Source organism: Rhizobium sp. BK538, assembly GCF_014197575.1.
Lineage (GTDB): Bacteria > Pseudomonadota > Alphaproteobacteria > Rhizobiales > Rhizobiaceae > Rhizobium.
Genome location: NZ_JACIFT010000024.1, coordinates 64,641 through 81,932, shown reverse-complemented (window position 1 = coordinate 81,932; position 17,292 = coordinate 64,641). Strand labels below are relative to the sequence as shown.

At 59.4% G+C, this 17,292-nt stretch carries 17 protein-coding genes; 11 read left to right on the top strand and 6 right to left on the bottom strand.

Features of this window, described 5'->3' with window-relative positions:
• Positions 1–257: 257 nt before the first annotated feature.
• The 5 genes from ung to FHX09_RS24850 all read left to right on the top strand — a co-directional run bounded on the left by ung (position 258) and on the right by FHX09_RS24850 (position 4,687).
• The gene (gene ung / locus FHX09_RS24870) at positions 258–959 is read left to right on the top strand and encodes a uracil-DNA glycosylase (protein WP_132593410.1); all 702 of its coding nucleotides are present in this window, start codon (positions 258–260) and stop codon (positions 957–959) included.
• A gap of 139 nt (positions 960–1,098) precedes the next feature.
• Positions 1,099–2,031 carry a VOC family protein gene (locus FHX09_RS24865; protein ID WP_132593412.1) on the top strand — a complete coding sequence of 311 codons (933 nt, stop codon included), beginning with the start codon at positions 1,099–1,101 and terminating at the stop codon, positions 2,029–2,031.
• Between the two features lie 11 nt (positions 2,032–2,042).
• A complete protein-coding gene (locus FHX09_RS24860; protein WP_132593414.1) occupies positions 2,043–2,651 on the top strand; it encodes an alpha/beta hydrolase in 609 nt (202 codons plus the stop codon).
• A gap of 398 nt (positions 2,652–3,049) precedes the next feature.
• Positions 3,050–3,532: a transcription elongation factor GreA gene (greA, locus tag FHX09_RS24855; RefSeq protein WP_132593416.1), complete on the top strand. Its 483-nt coding sequence runs from the start codon at positions 3,050–3,052 to the stop codon at positions 3,530–3,532.
• A 309-nt stretch (positions 3,533–3,841) separates the two neighbouring features.
• Entirely contained in the window at positions 3,842–4,687 is an 846-nt protein-coding gene (locus FHX09_RS24850) for a GNAT family N-acetyltransferase (protein WP_132593418.1), read from the top strand.
• Here the strand turns inward: FHX09_RS24850 and FHX09_RS24845 are convergent.
• Positions 4,684–5,601 carry a DMT family transporter gene (locus tag FHX09_RS24845; RefSeq protein ID WP_183722454.1) on the bottom strand — a complete coding sequence of 306 codons (918 nt, stop codon included), beginning with the start codon at positions 5,599–5,601 and terminating at the stop codon, positions 4,684–4,686. The two genes, FHX09_RS24850 and FHX09_RS24845, sit on opposite strands and share 4 nt — an antisense overlap.
• Before the next feature lie 197 nt (positions 5,602–5,798).
• Between FHX09_RS24845 and FHX09_RS24840 the strand changes: the two genes are divergently transcribed.
• Positions 5,799–7,097: an adenylosuccinate synthase gene (locus FHX09_RS24840; protein WP_007801231.1), complete on the top strand. Its 1,299-nt coding sequence runs from the start codon at positions 5,799–5,801 to the stop codon at positions 7,095–7,097.
• A gap of 60 nt (positions 7,098–7,157) precedes the next feature.
• Complete coding sequence (locus FHX09_RS24835) at positions 7,158–9,494, top strand: hypothetical protein (RefSeq protein ID WP_132593422.1); 2,337 nt, start codon at positions 7,158–7,160, stop codon at positions 9,492–9,494.
• 72 nt (positions 9,495–9,566) lie between these two features.
• Here the strand turns inward: FHX09_RS24835 and rpoH are convergent, their stop codons facing one another.
• Together rpoH and FHX09_RS24825 are read right to left on the bottom strand one after the other, a co-directional pair.
• Positions 9,567–10,475, bottom strand: a complete 909-nt coding sequence (gene rpoH / locus FHX09_RS24830; protein ID WP_007801234.1) for an RNA polymerase sigma factor RpoH — start codon at positions 10,473–10,475, stop codon at positions 9,567–9,569.
• A 168-nt stretch (positions 10,476–10,643) separates the two neighbouring features.
• Entirely contained in the window at positions 10,644–11,669 is a 1,026-nt protein-coding gene (locus FHX09_RS24825) for an RluA family pseudouridine synthase (RefSeq protein WP_132593424.1), read from the bottom strand.
• Between the two features lie 43 nt (positions 11,670–11,712).
• Here FHX09_RS24825 and FHX09_RS24820 point away from each other — a divergent pair, with 43 nt between their 5' ends.
• Both FHX09_RS24820 and FHX09_RS24815 read left to right on the top strand, forming a co-directional pair.
• Positions 11,713–12,087: a hypothetical protein gene (locus FHX09_RS24820; RefSeq protein ID WP_183722452.1), complete on the top strand. Its 375-nt coding sequence runs from the start codon at positions 11,713–11,715 to the stop codon at positions 12,085–12,087.
• A gap of 4 nt (positions 12,088–12,091) precedes the next feature.
• Positions 12,092–12,910 (top strand): RNA methyltransferase, encoded by an 819-nt coding sequence (locus tag FHX09_RS24815; RefSeq protein WP_183722449.1) that lies wholly within the window; start codon positions 12,092–12,094, stop codon positions 12,908–12,910.
• A gap of 2 nt (positions 12,911–12,912) precedes the next feature.
• Here FHX09_RS24815 and FHX09_RS24810 read toward each other — a convergent pair whose 3' ends face one another.
• Positions 12,913–14,073, bottom strand: a complete 1,161-nt coding sequence (locus tag FHX09_RS24810; protein ID WP_132593429.1) for a hypothetical protein — start codon at positions 14,071–14,073, stop codon at positions 12,913–12,915.
• 120 nt (positions 14,074–14,193) lie between these two features.
• Positions 14,194–14,793, bottom strand: coding sequence for an EipA family protein (locus FHX09_RS24805; RefSeq protein WP_132593431.1), 600 nt, complete (start codon positions 14,791–14,793; stop codon positions 14,194–14,196).
• Between the two features lie 188 nt (positions 14,794–14,981).
• On the opposite strand from FHX09_RS24805, the gene FHX09_RS24800 reads away from it, so the two are divergent.
• Positions 14,982–15,629: a histidine phosphotransferase family protein gene (locus tag FHX09_RS24800; RefSeq protein WP_007790310.1), complete on the top strand. Its 648-nt coding sequence runs from the start codon at positions 14,982–14,984 to the stop codon at positions 15,627–15,629.
• A 111-nt stretch (positions 15,630–15,740) separates the two neighbouring features.
• On the top strand, positions 15,741–16,103 hold the full coding sequence (locus FHX09_RS24795) for a response regulator (RefSeq protein WP_007790307.1): 363 nt from the start codon (positions 15,741–15,743) through the stop codon (positions 16,101–16,103).
• A gap of 136 nt (positions 16,104–16,239) precedes the next feature.
• Here the strand turns inward: FHX09_RS24795 and ctrA are convergent, their stop codons facing one another.
• A complete protein-coding gene (ctrA, locus tag FHX09_RS24790; protein ID WP_003542362.1) occupies positions 16,240–16,941 on the bottom strand; it encodes a cell cycle two-component system response regulator CtrA in 702 nt (233 codons plus the stop codon).
• Between the last annotated feature and the right edge of the window lie 351 nt (positions 16,942–17,292).

Here is a 17,292-nt window from a genome sequence, read left to right as displayed (position 1 = left end):
CTGTCGAGCAGATAGCGACCGAAGGCGGTGGCATAGAGCGCCGAAGCTTGCCCCTTGAGGTCGACAGACAGGCCGCGAAGCCCACTCGTTCCGAATTTCATCCTGAATAAGCCCCCGAATGCGCTTGAATTCGCCAGCGATTCGACCGCAATCTACTCAGCGTTCGTAAATAGTGAACCCCGGCGAACAATAAAATGTCTGCCAATTCCCGCTTCGAGGCAAGCTGAAAGCGCATCCAAGCGGACGAGGGACCGTCCATGAATGAACAGTCGATTGCGTTGGAGGAAAGCTGGAGGGAGGCTCTCGACGGCGAATTCGCTAGTCCTTACATGCAGCAGCTCAAGGCATTCCTCGTCGCCCAGAAACAGGGAGGCAAGCGGATATTTCCCAAAGGATCGGAGTACTTCCGCGCTCTTGATCTGACGCCACTGGCGGACGTCAAGGTTGTTGTCTTGGGGCAGGATCCCTATCACGGGCTCGGCCAGGCGCATGGTCTTTGTTTCAGCGTTCGACCGGGCGTTCGAATCCCACCGTCGCTCGTCAATATCTACAAGGAAATGCAGAGCGATCTGGGCATTCCGCCGGCTCGGCACGGATTCCTGGAGCATTGGGCGCGCCAAGGCGTCCTGTTGCTGAACAGTGTGCTGACAGTTGAGGAGGCGCAGGCTGCGTCGCACCAGGGCAAGGGCTGGGAGCGCTTCACCGACGCTGTCATCCGCAAGGTCAATGATGAATGTGATGCCGTCGTCTTCATGCTCTGGGGCTCCTATGCCCAGCGCAAAGCCGCCTTCGTCGACACGTCACGTCATCTGGTGTTGAAAGCGCCGCATCCATCGCCGCTTTCCGCGCATAACGGGTTCTTTGGTTGCGGCCATTTTTCCAAGGCTAATGCCTTTTTACAAGCACGCGGCCGGCCGCCGATCGACTGGCAGCTGCCTGCGGCTCCACATGATGTCTAGGCTCTTTCTGAACGATTTCATTTTGTCGTTCACTAAAAAGAGACAATGCGTTCCGATCGACGGGACTATTCCGATTGGCCGTTAGCGATCATCTATACCCCATCCGAAGCCCGCGAGGCGGGCAAGAAAGGGGTCTCAAATGCTCGACCAAATCAAGGGCCTGCACCACGTCACATCGATGGCGGAGGATGCCCGCATTAACAACCAGTTCTTCACCAACGCGCTCGGCCTGCGCCGCGTAAAGAAGACCGTGAATTTCGACGCGCCCGACGTCTATCACCTCTATTATGGTGACGAGACCGGTGCGCCCGGCACGATCATGACCTACTTCCCGTTTCCGAAGATGCCGAAGGGTCGCCCTGGAACCGGCGAAGTCGGAACCACGGTTTTCTCGGTCCCGCAGGGCTCGATCGGCTTCTGGAACGATCGCCTGAACAAACTTGAGGTCACCGGTCTGAAAACCGAGGAAACGTTCGGTGAAAAGCGCCTGAACTTTGCCGGTCCCGATGGCGACGGTTTTGCTCTTGTCGAGGTCAAGGATGACAATCGGCTGCCCTGGACGCACGGCGGCATCAGCGAGGATCATGCGATCCGCGGGTTCCACTCGGTTGCCATGCGATTGCGCGATGACGGTGCCACGTCGGAACTGCTGAAGTTCATGGGCTACGAAGTCCAGGAAGAAGGCGATGGCGTCAAGCGCCTGACCATTCCGGGTGGAAATGGCGCGCATCTCGTCGATCTTGAAATGATGCCGAACGTTTCACGCGCTTTGCCGGGTGCCGGTTCAGTCCACCATGTCGCCTTCGCCGTAGAAAACCGCGAGAAGCAGCTCGAAGTACGCAAGGCTCTGATGGACACTGGCTATCAGGTGACGCCCGTCATCGATCGCGACTATTTCTGGGCGATCTACTTCCGTACGCCGGGCGGCATCCTGTTCGAGATTGCGACCAACGAGCCCGGTTTCAACCGTGACGAGGACACTGCGCATCTTGGCGAAGCATTGAAGCTGCCACAGCAGCATCAGCACCTGCGCGCTCTCATCGAGCAGCACCTGCAGCCACTTGAAGCCTAAGGGGACGCGCGATGACCGATAACAGCTATGTGCACCGGCTGCAGGTCGGTGCACCTGGAAAGCCCATCCTGTTCGTATTGCACGGAACGGGCGGCGACGAAAACCAGTTCTTCGATTTCGCGCGGCGCCTGCTGCCGGAATCGACGATCGTCTCGCCGCGCGGCGACGTCTCGGAGTTTGGTGCGGCACGTTTCTTCAAACGCACTGGCGAGGGCGTCTACGACATGACGGACCTTGCCCGCGCAACGGAGAAGATGGTCGCTTTTGTCGGAACGCTGGCGAAAGAACATGAGGCGACTGATATCCTCGGACTTGGCTTCTCGAACGGGGCAAATATTCTTGCCAACGTGTTGATCGATAAGGGACTGTTCGATGCGTCGGTGCTGATGCATCCGCTGATCCCGTTTCAGCCGAAGGCGAACGCCGCACTGGCTGGACGCAAGATATTGATCACCGCCGGTGAGCGCGACCCGATCAGCCCTGCGCCCGTCACGAGGGCCTTGGCCGACTATTTCGGAGCACAGAATGCTTCTGTCACGACGGAATGGCATGCAGGCGGGCACGATATCCGGCAGAACGAAATCGACGCCATTCACAGGTTCTTCGAGCCATATCGCTAGGTGGCTCTTGTCGGATGGCCCTCGGCCATCCGACAGACCTCATTCGAATGCGGAGGGGGATAATCCAATAGGCTTGTCTCTGGTTGTGAAGCGTCTGCGTTGTTCCGCAGCAATGAATGGGAATATGATTCTGGTTCAGGCGGAGCGGGCGGGGATATTTGGTAGGGCAATGGGTCGCATTCGCCGAAACGGGCAAGGCGTTTTGCGGCAATCGTCGGTTCAAGCGGCTCGTTCTGGTGGCCCGCTGTGACCATTGGAAGAGATGGTATAAAGTCGATTGCGGCGGCACCAACGGGTCGGTGTCGCCGGGCTATTGCTGGGTACGCGCGGTTCCGATCAATCCGCACCCATCGCATGTGCTGCGAGACAACAGAGAGTACTCAAGCGGAGTTTCGAAATTGAGTGTTGCCTTCGTCAAAGAAGAAAGTGCCGAAGCTGCTTCAGAAACGCTTTTGCCTGACCGTCCAATTTCGCCGCATCCGAACCTCGTTACGGAAGCGGGATTGAAGGCTCTGGAATTGCAGCTGCAGCAAGCTCGCGAGGCCTATGATGTTGCGAGCACAATCGAAGACGTGAATGAACGACGGCGGCAGGCCGCGAACCCGTTGCGGGATCTACGCTACTTTGCTGCACGGGCCCGCACGGCGCAGGTTATCCCTGATCCGATTTCATTTGATACCGTTGCCTTTGGAAGCACCGTGACCTTCAGCCGAGACGACGGGCGCGTGCAGACATATCGGGTCGTGGGAGAGGACGAAGCTGATCCCAAAGCCGGATCGATTTCCTTCGTATCGCCGGTGGCAAGAACTCTCATCGGCAAAACCGTTGGAGATGTGGTCAGTGTCGGTGGTCAAGAGCTTGAGGTCATCGCCATCTCGTAGGTGTCTTCATTTTGGCATGCTGCGAATGCGACGGCCTTACAAGGCTTTTCGAACAGGCTATGGTCCTCCAATTCTGAAGCCGACCGCGTCTTCATGTTCTCTTAAGTAATTATCTTGAGATTGTAATCTCCCTGTTCCATGATGATTGCGATGCGAAGAATTTCGGGTCGTGCTTCATGACGATCGCTGCAGATCGCCTTAGCCGTGAACATGTTTCTTCGCCGTCGGCTGTCTTTACGGCTGTTGGACTTTGATCTTTATTTGTTTCGCAGGTGCTTGCTTGCGGTCGATCTGATTTAGGGACGTTGTATGAATTCGGAGTTTGCCGTTCGCCCGATGCGACCCGGTGAGTTAGAGCTAGTGCTCGAGTGGGCACGTCAGGAGGGATGGAATCCCGGCCTCGACGATTCGATCGCGTTCCACGATGCGGACCCGTCCGGATTTTTTGTTGGCGTGCTCGGGGAGGTGCCGGTCGCCTCGATTTCTGTCGTCAAGTACGGCGAGGATTTCGCCTTCCTTGGGCTTTATATCGTCCATCCGGATTTTAGGGGTAAGGGCTACGGCAAGACCATCTGGAATGTCGGGATGATGTCTGCGGAAGGTCGCAGCATTGGCCTGGACGGTGTCCCCGCGCAACAGGACAATTACCGCAAGGCGGGCTTCGAAGAGGCCTATCGGACGGTTCGGTATGGCGGCATGATTTCTGCCGTGCCGGAATCAACGCTGGTGGCACATGCCGTATCGGACAAGCTTGACGGATTGCTGCGCTATGACGCGACGATCTTTCCGGCTCCGCGGCCGTCGTTTGTGGCGTCGTGGTGTGCAACGCGCAAGGACCGGCACTCTGCCGTCGTGCGCAAGAGTGGCAAGATTCGCGGCTACGGAACCATCCGTCGTTGCTATGAAGGCTACAAGATCGGGCCGCTGTTTGCGGCCGACAAGGATAGCGCTGCAGCGTTGCTTTCGCTGCTGGCGCCTCATGCCAAGGGAGCGAAGGTCTTCATCGATATTCCGACCAGCAACGGCGAGGCGGTCGAGCTTGCCGAGAGCGTGGGCTTGGTGCCGGTCTTTGAAACCGCTCGGATGTATCGGGGAACAGCGCCGGTCGTTCCACTGAAGAACGTCTTCGGCGTCACGACGCTGGAACTTGGCTAGTCCATAGGCGAGGCAGGAGCGGTCGAGGCAGCTCTCTGGGGGCGACCTTTCTCGGCGATGGCGATGCCCCCCAAGGCGAGCCCAAGTGCAATCACATGGAAAAGCTGAAGGCGCTCGCCAAGCAGGGCCACCGACAACAGCGTTCCGAAGACCGGCACGAGGTTGATGAAGAGCCCGGCGCGATTTGCGCCGATTGTTTCGACGCCCTTGATATAAAGAATCTGCGCAAGCAAGGAGGCGAAGATCGCCGTGTAGAAGGCAATCAGCCAGCCCTTGTTATCAGGTAGCTGTACCGCACCCTGTGTGTTTTCCCAAATGAGAAGTGGCACTGCGGTCAGCGTCGCGCCGAGCGCGGGGATGGCCATCAGCGTGCGCCAATCGAGCGGCGGCTTCCAGCGCAAGAAAATTGTATAGACCGAATAGGCGGCGACAGCGATCAGCATGAGCCCATCGCCGCGGTTGAGGCCCAGTTGCAGCAGAGTCGTCAGGTCGCCATGCGCGGCGGTCAACGCGACGCCGCCGAGTGTCATGGCGAAGCCGACGACTTGTGCCGTAGAGACGCCTGTGCGGAAGAAGACGAAATTCAGCAAGAAGATCAGCATCGGAATGCCGGCCTGCTCGATCGCAACATTGATCACGGTCGTATATTTGACGGCCGAGTAAAGCATGGCGTTGAAGAGCGTGTAGCCGATGACGCCGTAAAAGAAAAGCAGCGGCAGATTCTTGCGGACGATCGGCCAGTCGCGCTTCAATTGCGGTGCCGAAACGGCGGCGATGAGTGCTGTTGCAAGGAACCAGCGCAGAAACGTCAGCATCATTGGGCTGACGTGCCCAAGCGCGAGCTTGCCCGCCACCGCGTTTGCGCCCCAGCACAGCGCTGCGACGACGAGAGAAATATAAGCGGCGACCTGCACAGGCGATTCTTTCCGATGACGGCGATGTGGTTCTCAACCTCAGGGTATGATCGGCCAATAGCCCGATGATGGCTGATTTGTCACGTAAAAAGCCGATTCCGGCGGCATAACAGGGTCGCTTTCCCGGTAACAAAGCATTATAGATGCGCGGGTTTGAGAAGGGTGCGGTTAAATCCGCCTTTAACAGGAAGACGTGAATGACGAACGTAGTCGTGGTCGGTTCGCAATGGGGTGACGAAGGCAAAGGCAAGATTGTCGATTGGCTTTCAGAACGTGCGGACATCGTTGTGCGCTATCAGGGCGGACACAATGCAGGCCATACGCTGGTTATCGACGGGACCAGTTACAAGCTGTCGCTCTTGCCATCCGGCGTCGTGCGTCCCGGCAAAATGGCCGTAATCGGCAACGGCGTCGTCGTCGATCCGCATGCGCTGATTGCCGAGATCGAGAAGCTGGAAAAGCAGGGCGTGAAGATTTCTCCCGAGAACCTGCGCATCGCCGACAACGCGACGCTCATTCTTTCCCTGCACCGCGAGCTCGATGCCTACCGCGAAGATGCAGCCTCCAATAGCGGCACGAAGATTGGCACCACGCGCCGCGGTATCGGTCCGGCCTATGAAGACAAGGTTGGCCGTCGCGCCATCCGCGTGATGGATCTCGCCGATCTCGATACGCTGCCGGGCAAGGTCGACCGCATCTTGACGCATCACAATGCGCTGCGCCGCGGCCTTGGCGTCGCCGAGGTCAGCCACGACACGATCATGACTGAACTGACGTCGATTGCCGATCGGGTACTTCCCTACCGCGATACCGTCTGGCTTTTCCTCGACAAGGAACGCCGCAAGGGCGCCCGCATCCTCTTCGAAGGCGCGCAGGGAAGCCTGCTCGACATCGACCACGGCACCTATCCGTTCGTGACGTCGTCAAACACCGTTGCCGGTCAGGCTGCTGCCGGTTCGGGCATGGGGCCGGGATCGCTCGGCTACATCCTCGGCATCACCAAGGCCTATACGACGCGCGTTGGTGAGGGTCCGTTCCCGACGGAGCTGCATGACGACATTGGCCAGTTCCTCGGCGAAAAGGGCCACGAATTCGGCACCGTAACCGGCCGTAAGCGTCGTTGTGGCTGGTTCGATGCGGCGCTCGTCCGCCAGTCGGTTGCAACCAACGGTATTACCGGGATCGCGCTGACCAAGCTCGATGTTCTCGACGGCCTGGAAGAACTGAAGATCTGCGTCGGCTACAAGCTGGACGGCGAGCAGATCGATCATCTTCCCGCCAGCCAGGGTGCGCAGGCTCGCGTCGAACCGGTCTACGTCACGCTTGAAGGCTGGAAGGAATCGACGGTCGGCGCCCGCAGCTGGGCCGATCTGCCGGCCCAGGCAATCAAGTATGTCCGCCAGGTCGAAGAGTTGATCGGGGCGCCCGTCGCTCTCCTGTCTACAAGTCCTGAGCGAGACGACACGATACTTGTGACCGATCCGTTTGAGGATTAAGGTCTCGGGTCATTATTCGTGCGGCTCGCGGCGCGAACCGCACTCCTAGAGAAAGTACGAATGGCGGATTTTATCGCAGTTATCCGGCGGGCGGTTGACGGCCTGTCTGAAAATACTCCCGAGATGCGGGTGAAAGTCTACGAGCGCGCTCGCGGTGCTGTGCAGCGGCAGCTCGAGAGTATGAAGCCGCGCCCTCCGGAAGCGATGTTGCAACGGCAGCTTGACAAGCTGGAGGCAGCAATTCGCGAAGTCGAAGCGGAACATGCCGAAGCCGTTCCTGCCGATGATGCTGCGCTCGCGGCCGAGCCTGCAGTCGGGGCAAGCGCCGATGCAGGCCATGAGCAGGAAGCAGTCGCTCCCGAACCGCTTGCGAGCGAAGCCGGAGGCGAAGTGCCAGCGCATGAGACGCCGGCCCACGAAGATCACGTGGCAGCCGAAGAATCTGCGCCTGCCCACGAAGAGCCAGTTCCTTATCACGAAGAGCCTGCGCCTTCTGACGAGGAGCCTGTCGCTGCTGAGCCGGAACATATCGCCCAGCAGGAGGAACATTGGGCGTATGAAGAGCCGCCGGCTCCTGTCGGCGAAGCCGAGCCTGTCGAACACGGGCATGCTGCTCCTTCCGAAGAGGTTGTCCACGAGGATCAGCACGGTCACGAGGAACACGTTTCTGCGCCCGAGGAGCCGCTTGTCGAACCGAGCGAGCCGACCTACGAGGAACCGGCGCTGCAGCCGATTGCACGCGACTACGATATGACCAACCGTCTGGTTGAACCGGTCCTTGGGCTGGATCGTCCGCCGGAAGAATTCGTGGATCGCAGTCAGGAGGAGCCGCTCCACGCGGATGCCGCCGGGCATTTCGATCCGGTGTGGGCTGAGCCCGTAGAGGAAACGCCCGCGCCGCCGGCCAAGGATGCGCAGACGGATTGGGCGCTTGAAGAACTCAGGCAGTTTTCGGAAGCTGCGCCAGTTGCTCCCGCAAATGAAGCGGCACGCGCGTTTGAAGACGTCATCGCAGGGATCGACCATACGCCAGGCGGCGTGAAGATGCCCGCCGCGAACGAGGGCTTTTCCTGGGAGGCTGCGGCCTTCGACGATCTGCCGCCGATTGAAAACGGCAAGAAGGTTCAGGTCAACGCCCATTTCGATGACGGCGATCTCTTTTCGGAGATTCATGGTACGCCAGCAGCAAAATCCGCTTCGGAAACCAATCCGGCCTGGCAGGAGGCCAAGCCGCTTCGCGGATACGACAACCGTGGCGTCGTTGCCGAGGATGACGATGGCGCAGCCGATCTCGACAGTGCCGTTGCCGCGAAATTCCAAGGCAAGAATTTCCGGATGGAGCCGAAGCGCCGTCGGTTCGGCATCGGTTCCATCGTGACGATTCTCGTTGCGCTGGGCGTGGTGGGTGGCGGCGGATATGCCGCCTGGACCAATCAGGACGCGCTGTCGTCAATGGTGAAGAACCTCGTCAGCGCCGCTCCCTCGCAGAGCGCGAAGAACGAGCAGACGCCTGCCAAGCCCGATGCGGCAACGCCGCAGACCAGTGACGCAAAGCCGACTGATGCTAAAAAGGAAGTTGCTTCCTTGAATGACGGCGCTTCCGTCAATAACAAGTTCAACCAGCGGCTTCTTGCCGATGGTACAGAGGTCGACAGCGGCCCGGCCACGGTCCCGGGAACGCCGACGGCGGAAGGAAAGTCGGTGGCCGAACAGAACGTTGCTGCGGCTGATACCACGCCGCCAGCGGCGTCAACGCCTGCGACAGGTGCCCCGGCTGTGACCGCGCCAGCTGCGCCGCCGCCGGCGGCCGGAGCCACGCAAGCCGCGCCGCTCGGTTCCACCGAGAAGATGTTCTTGTACGAGGAGCGGATCGGCCAGAGTTCACCGACGGCCATCCAGGGCTCGGTCGTCTGGAGCCTCCAGCACGAGGCCGGCTCGGACGGCAGGCAGGAAGCGACGGTACAGGCGACAGTAACAGTTCCTGAACGGAACCTGTCGGCGCAACTGACCTTCAAGCGCAATTCCGACCCGTCGCTGCCGGCGAGCCACATCGTCGAGGTGGTCTTCTCGCTGCCGCCGAATTTTGAAGGCGGCGCCATCGAGAGCGTCCAGCGCATTTCGATGAAGCGAACCGAGCAGGATCGTGGCGACGCCCTGATTGCCGTTCCTGCAAAGATCACCGACGATTTCCACATGATCGCACTCAACGATTATCCGGATGCGCGCAAGGCGAATCTCGATCTCCTTTCAAGCCGCGACTGGATCGATATCCCGATCACCTATCGCAACGGTCGCCGTGCGCTTCTGACGATGCAGAAGGGTTCGACCGGCGGGGAAGCGTTCAACGCCGCGATCAAGGAATGGGCTGCTTTCGGCGACGTATCGACCAGCCAGTGATTGCCGGTTGAGACAAAAAGAAAGGGCGGAACCATCTGGTCCCGCCCTTTTCATTTGAAGAGAATTTGTGCCTTAGGCCGTGGCTTCGACGACCCGAACGGCCTTGGCGCGTTCGAGAGCCTCCTTGCGGACAGCATCCTGGACCTTTTCGAAGGCGCGGACCTCGATCTGACGAACGCGTTCGCGGCTGATGTCGAACTCGGCCGAGAGATCCTCGAGGGTTACCGGATCTTCAGAAAGACGGCGTGCCTCGAAGATGCGGCGTTCACGGTCGTTCAGAACGCTCATCGCCTTCGCCAGCATGTGGCGGCGCGTGTCGAGTTCGTCCTGCTCGATCAGAACATCTTCCTGGCTCTCATGGTCGTCGACGAGCCAATCCTGCCATTGGCCGGATTCGCCTTCCGAGGCTTTTATCGGTGCGTTCAGCGACGCGTCGCCTGACAGGCGGCGGTTCATCGAAACGACCTCCTCCTCGGAGACGTTCAGCTTGGTGGCGATCTCAGCGACGTGTTCCGGCTTCAGGTCGCCGTCGTCAATGGCCTGGATTCGGCCCTTGAGGCGACGCAGGTTGAAGAACAGCCGCTTCTGGTTGGCGGTCGTACCCATCTTCACCAGAGACCAGGAACGCAGGATGTATTCCTGGATCGAGGCCTTGATCCACCACATGGCATAGGTGGCAAGACGGAAACCGCGTTCCGGATCGAACTTCTTGACGGCCTGCATGAGGCCGACGTTGCCTTCGGAGACGACTTCGCCGATCGGCAAGCCGTAACCACGATAGCCCATTGCGATCTTCGCAACGAGGCGCAGGTGACTGGTGACGAGCTTGTGTGCGGCTTCGCGATCGCCATGTTCCGCATAGCGCTTCGCCAGCATATATTCCTGCTGCGGCTCCAGCATCGGGAACTTGCGGATTTCGTCGAGATAGCGATTGAGACCGGCTTCGCCGGCGGTAATGGACGGCAAGTTATTTCGGGCCATAAAGCACCCTCCTATCTGAATTCCGGTTCCCGATGGAACGCGCCCCTGCGTCGAAAGGCGAACCGGGACGTGCGGCTTTATCCAAGCCCGCACTAAGTCAATGTACAGATAAGTATGGCGGAACAGGGGTTCAAGGCTGCACACCGGTTCACGAAGGCGTTACTTTGGCTAGGCGCGGAGTGCGCTTGCCAACTCTTCCATGTCCTCGGGCAGCGGTACTTCGAAGTGCATGACTTCGCCGGTGCGCGGATGCTCGAATTGCAGCATATAGGCGTGAAGCGCCTGTCTTGCGAAGGCGTTCACGGTCTTCCTGGCGGCATCCGGAAGGAGATTTGCCTTTGTCTTGAAACCTGCTCCGTAGACGGTGTCGCCGAGCAGCGGGTGGCCGATATGCGCCATGTGCACGCGGATCTGATGGGTGCGGCCGGTCTCGAGGTGGCACTCGACGAGCGAGGCGAGCGACGTCGCGTCGGGGTTCTCGTGGAAGCGCTCGAGAACTTCGTAGTGCGTGATTGCTTCGTCGGCATCCTGCGTCTCGGCCCGTTTGACGGCTCGGCGCGTACGATCGCCGACGGCTCGGCCGAGCGGGGCATTGATCGTGCCGGTCAGCGTACGAGGACGCCCCCAGACGATTGCCTGGTACGCGCGCTCGAGCGGCATGGTCCGGCCGTGATCGGCAAACTGCAGCGACAGGTGGCGATGGGAGATGTCGTTCTTGGCGACGACCATCACGCCCGTCGTATCCTTGTCCAGCCGGTGAACGATGCCCGGACGGCGGACGCCGCCGATGCCGGAAAGACTGTCGCCGCAATGATAGATCAACGCGTTAACGAGCGTGCCCGTCCAGTTGCCAGCCGCCGGGTGCACCACAAGGCCGGCGGGCTTGGAGATCACGATGAGATCATCGTCTTCGTACAGAATGTCGAGCGGAATATTTTCGCCCTGGGGCGTGGGATCCTCCGGCTCGGGCAGCACTATCTCAAAGATATCGCCAGGACGCACCTTTTTCTGCGGATCGGCGAGGACCTTGCCGGCCACAGAGACCTGGCCTTCCTTGATCAGCGCCTTCACGCGACTGCGCGAAAACTCTTCGCCAAGCTGTGCGGTCATCCACGCGTCCAGACGGCCTTCGGCGTTCTCGTCGGCGGTGAGGACTTTTCTAATGCCGGATGCTTGTTTAAAGGGGTCGCTCAAGACGCTTCTTCTCCGAATTATTTTATAGAACGGAACGCCACATATGACGAATATCCAGCCAGAAGACGATCAGGACGAAAAGCCCCTCGATCCGGCGATGGAACGTGTCCGGCGCAAGATGATCCGCCTGCAGATCGTCTCAGGCATCATCATGTTCGTGAGCCTTATGGCTGTCTTCGGCGCCGTTGTCTACAAGACGATGCGGGCGCCCGCGAAGGAGCCGGCGGCCGTCATGTCGGCGGGTGTGCCGGTTTCTGTGACGGCAACGCTGCCGCCGGGCTTTGTCATCCAGTCGTCGTCGCTGTCGGGAGGCCAGATCATGTTTTTCGGGGCGAGTGCCGAGGGCGTCATGAAGTCGCTTGTCGTCGATATCCAGTCTGGGCGCATTGTTGCCGATGTGACGGTCAACGGCGGCTAGGGCGATGTGGTCCCGCCTCATTGCCATTGAGCGCGCAGGTGATCCTCGTATTGCGGACTTTCGTGATATCCGTGAGCGTGATCTGACCGGCCGGCAGAACCGCTTCATAGCCGAAGGCACGGTCGTCCTTCGCATGCTCGTGGAGGCGAGCCGCAGCGGCAGGTTTGCGACCGAAAAGGTGCTGCTGCTCAGGAATCGCGTCGATGGCGTCGCTCCGATCCTCGAAAGGCTGCCGGGCGACGTGCCGATATATGTCGCGGAGGCGCAGGTGTTGGACCGGATCGTCGGGTTTCATCTGCATCGTGGCGTGCTGGCGCTTGGTCGGCGCGAGGTGGCTGAGTTCGATCTTATCGACCGACTGCCGGAACGTTCGCTCGTCCTCGTCGGCTGCGGCATTTCCAACCATGACAATGCCGGGTCGATGTTCCGCAACGCGGCTGCCTTTAACGCGGATGCCGTCTTTCTCGATGAGACATCGTGTGACCCGCTCTATCGCAAGGCGCTACGCGTTTCTGTCGGCTCCGTTCTTAGCGTCCCCTATGAACGGAAGGGCACGGCGCTCGACGTGCTGACACGGCTTTCGGCGAACGGTTTTTCAATCTGGACGCTTTCGCCCCGCGGCGAGACCGACATCCGGGCCATACCACCGACGGATCGCATGGCACTGGTTGTGGGCACGGAAGGCGAGGGCTTGCCTCCCGCGGTCCTGGAGGGCTTTCAGAGCGCGCGGATCCCGCAATCAGAGGGATTGGACAGCCTGAATGTGGCGACGGCAACGGGCATTGCTCTCTTCGCCATGTCGTCGGCTGCGAACCTGATCTGATCTCAGCCCGGCTCGGACAGGATCGTCGCTGCGCGTTGCGCAAGGTTGATGCGCTCGCCATCCAGAGCGTCGGTGGCATCCGGCAGAAGGTCGCGGATCGGCGACGAGGGACCCTCGTTGATGGCGGTCAGTGCAACCATGCTTGCAGCGATGCCGGCGATCTCTTCGCGTACCGCGCCGTCCTGGCTGACGTCGGATTTCGCTTTCAGAAGTTGTTCTGAGACGGCGGCGCTGCGCTTGCGCACTTCTTCGCTCAGGCGGGCTGCAATCGCTGCTGTGTCGAGTTGGGTTGCCATCGTTTCCTCGGTTGCCCGCTCCTCTGAAACCGCATCTTGGGCGACGGGCGCAAGGCCTGCATTGCGCAGTGCGCGGTTTGCCTTGCGCAGCTCGGCATTCGCTGCCTTGACCTGTTCCTTGAGCTTGGCGATCTCCTGCTGGCGGCTGCCGAGAAGCGTGTTTTTCTCGGCAGCCGAAGCCGCATCCCGCTGGGCCTGGTCTTCCAGGCGGATGACCGCATGTTCATGCTGCGCCAGTTTCTGCTCGGCATCCTTGGCGCGCTTCTGCAGCAGGCTCACGTCCTGGCGAAGATTGTCGCGTTCTATGCGGGCTGCGTTTGCCTTGAATGTCACGCTCTCGATTTCGGTCTCGCGCGCTGCCAAGTCGATCTTGAGGTTGTCGGCCTGCTCCGCGAGCTTGTTGAGGCGCGTGCGAAGGGCGTCGAGCTCGCCTTCCTTGGCGGCGCTTGCCTGCTCGGCGATGTGAAGGCTCGTTTTCAGCTGGCTGATGTAGTTCTCGTCCTTGCGCAGGTGCGAGCGCTGTTCCGCGGCTTCGACACTCATATCGCTGATTTGGGCCTGCAGTCCGCCGATCTCGGCGGCAAACCGTCCTGCGTCGAGCGCCAGCGCGTCATGCTTCAACTGCAGCGCCAGCGACTTTTCGCGTTCGCGCACCAGGTGCTGTGTCGTCTTGGCGTTCTCGGCGGCATAGAGGGCTCGGACCATGTCCTTTTGCGCGCGCACTTCCTGCGGGCTGAGCGGCATGGTCGCGCGCATCCGGTTTTCCGTGTACCAGACGATGCGGCGGTGGACAGCAGGCGACACTAGGAAGACGAGGAACGCCGCTGTCAGGAAGCCCAATCCGAACAAGAGAGCATATTCGATCACGGCGTGGCCACGGCTTCCAGAAGTTGATTTGCGTCAGGACCAATGATTAAGCGGACCTGACGCGTAGAGCAAGTGGCGGAAAGGTAACGGCGAGCGAGAGTTCGCTGGCGTCGATGGAAATCAGAAGGGATTCCAGGTCGGGTTCGGCGTGACCTTGAGGTAGCCGACATTCAGTCCAAGGCGCGCGCCGACGCCGGTGCGGATCGGTACCACGAGCACGTTGTCGTTCTTGAGAAGCGTCATGCCGAAGCCGGCGATGACGAAGGCCTGACCGCTGACGCCGCCGAAGCGTGCGTAGATGGCCTCGGTCGAGGGTAGGTCGTACACGAGCATCATGACGCGCGTGCCTTGGCCACCATAATCAATGCCGAGCGACGGACCCTGCCAGTAGAGCGGATGTTCGCCGGCATTCTTTGTATTCAACTGACCTTCACCATAGGTGAGGCCGGCAATAAACGCGCCGGAGCCTTCCTGGCCGAGAATGTAACCGTTCGGAAGGCCGTATTTCTGAAAGGCCGCTTCGATCACCTTGGCAAGGCCGCCACTGGTCGAGCCGAAGAACGAGTGCCCGGCGTCGACGATTTCCTGCATCGAATACTGGCCGCCGTTGGATTGCTGCTGCGCCGCTGCCTGAGTTGGAACAAGGATGAGAGGCGAGAGGGTCAGCGCAACAAAGAGCCGGCAGATGGCGGAAAATCTTCCGAGGAAATGGGAGCGCATGGTGTCATCCGTTCATCATGGTCGGTACGATGAGCCGTTTCCGGCGTTTGATTCATTTTGCGCGTATGGTCTTAACAATCGGTTTACCAAATATGGTGTCATTATGGCGCCGAGTACGGCCGCAAACCTCGCGCAATTTTGATGCGCAAGATAGACGGCGGAATGACCCTGCCGCCCTGGAGACGATGATGTCGAAAAACCCGAACCTTACCCTGACCGGCCCCGACCTGGCCGCGCTTTTGTGCAGCCGCGTCTGCCATGACGTCATCTCGCCGGTCGGCGCAATCAACAACGGTCTGGAGCTTCTGGACGAGGGCGGCGCCGATGCCGATGCAATGGATCTTATCAGGACAAGCGCGCTCAACGCCTCGGTCCGCCTGAAGTTTGCCCGGCTTGCCTTTGGTGCCTCCGGATCGGTCGGGGCTTCGATCGATACCGGTGAAGCCGAACGTGCGGCGAAGGATTTCGCGGCCGCCGAGAAGAAGACCGAGGTCATCTGGAGCGGTCCGCGCGCGATTATCGCCAAGAACCGAGTGAAGTTGCTGCTCAATCTGTTTCTGGTGGCCTATTCGTCGATTCCACGTGGCGGCATCATTGAAGTCACGCTTGAGAACCCCGAGCTTGACGCAAAATTCAAGATCGTCGCGAAGGGCAAACTCATGCGCCTGCCGCCGAAATTCGTGGAGATTTCGACAGGGGAGATCGAAGAGGCCATCGATGCCCACTCGATCCAGCCTTACTATACGGTGCTGCTTGCCGCCGAATGCGGCATGGAGCTCGGCCACAATGCGACCACAGAAGAACTGACATTTACCGCTGACGTCGTCGCCGCCTGAGGGAAGCCTCGACGGCGATTCGCTCGCCGAGGTAATAAATCCTTAGCCTAATGTTTCTATCCTTGGCCGGTAAGACGCCAGCCGGGATAGAAGCTGGAGGAAGGAGCCGCCGTGCAGAGGTTTATGATCGCCGACTCGTCGGATGTCGTTCGGAAAGTGGGGAAGCGTATCCTTTCTGAGCTCGACTTCATGGTCAGTGAAGCCTCGAGTGCCGTCGAAGCTCTCGCCAATTGCCAGGTTCAACTCCCCGAATACCTCATCGTCGATTCCGGTATGGACAACGCGCTCGAGTTGATTTCGACCATTCGCGGCATGGAAGGCGGCAAGGAGGTCAAGATCTACTATTGCGTGGTTGAGGCCGACCTCAAGAAGCTGATGATGGGCAAGCGGGCAGGGGCTACCGACTTTCTGCTCAAGCCGTTCGACCGCAAGATTCTGACGGCCGTTTTCGGTAACCGCGCTATCGCCGCGTAGTCGCCAGCATCTGTCAGCCGATCAAGGCCGCCCCCGGGCGGTTTTTCTACGTGTCGAAAAATAGACGCTATATTGAAAACAGAAATCCCGCCACAAGGGACGGGATTTCTTTGATCTTGGCAAAGGGGATGAAACGTCAGGCGGTTTCGGCGTACTCGGCGCCATCGGGCTCGCGCAGAACGTAGCCGCGGCCCCAGACGGTTTCGATGTAGTTCGCGCCGCCGGCAGCATTTGCGAGCTTCTTGCGCAGCTTGCAGATGAAGACGTCGATGATCTTCAGTTCCGGCTCGTCCATACCGCCATAGAGGTGGTTCAGGAACATTTCCTTGGTGAGCGTGGTACCCTTGCGAAGCGAAAGCAGCTCCAGCATCTGGTATTCCTTGCCCGTCAGGTGCACGCGCTGGCCACCGACTTCGACGGTCTTGGCGTCGAGGTTGACGATCAGTTCGCCGGTCATGATGACCGACTGGGCATGACCCTTGGAGCGACGGACGATCGCGTGGATGCGCGCGACCAGCTCGTCCTTATGGAACGGCTTGGTCATGTAGTCGTCGGCACCGAAACCGAGACCGCGAACCTTGTCTTCAATACCGGCCATACCGGACAGAATCAGGATCGGTGTCTTGACCTTGGACAGGCGGAGAGTGCGGAGCACTTCATATCCGGACATGTCGGGAAGGTTCAAATCGAGAAGGATGATGTCGTAATCATACAACTTCCCGAGATCCACGCCTTCTTCACCGAGATCGGTGGTGTAGACGTTAAAACTTTCTGATTTGAGCATCAATTCGATGCTCTGCGCTGTCGCGCTATCATCTTCGATGAGTAGTACCCGCATTCTTATCCCCTTTACCGCCGCCGAAAGGTGGTCTGGCCCCCTACGCGATACCGAATATGTCACTGCGTGATTTGGAAGCTGCCACGAAATGGTTAACAAATTCTGATTCCCTCTGGCAAGAGGTAACGAATTTATTAAATATTTTGTCCATTCCGCTGTTTTCCAACGAGAATTCGCAAAGCCAGATTCTTAAGTATTACATTAAGAACGGCCGGTAAGCGATTCATTCGACTCACCAATGAACCGGTATCGGAAATCGCGTAGTTGTGTTTACCGACCCTTAAATCATCGGCACTATCATTAACGATGCCCGTAAACGAAAGGTTACCAGCGGTAGGTTTTGGTTAATAC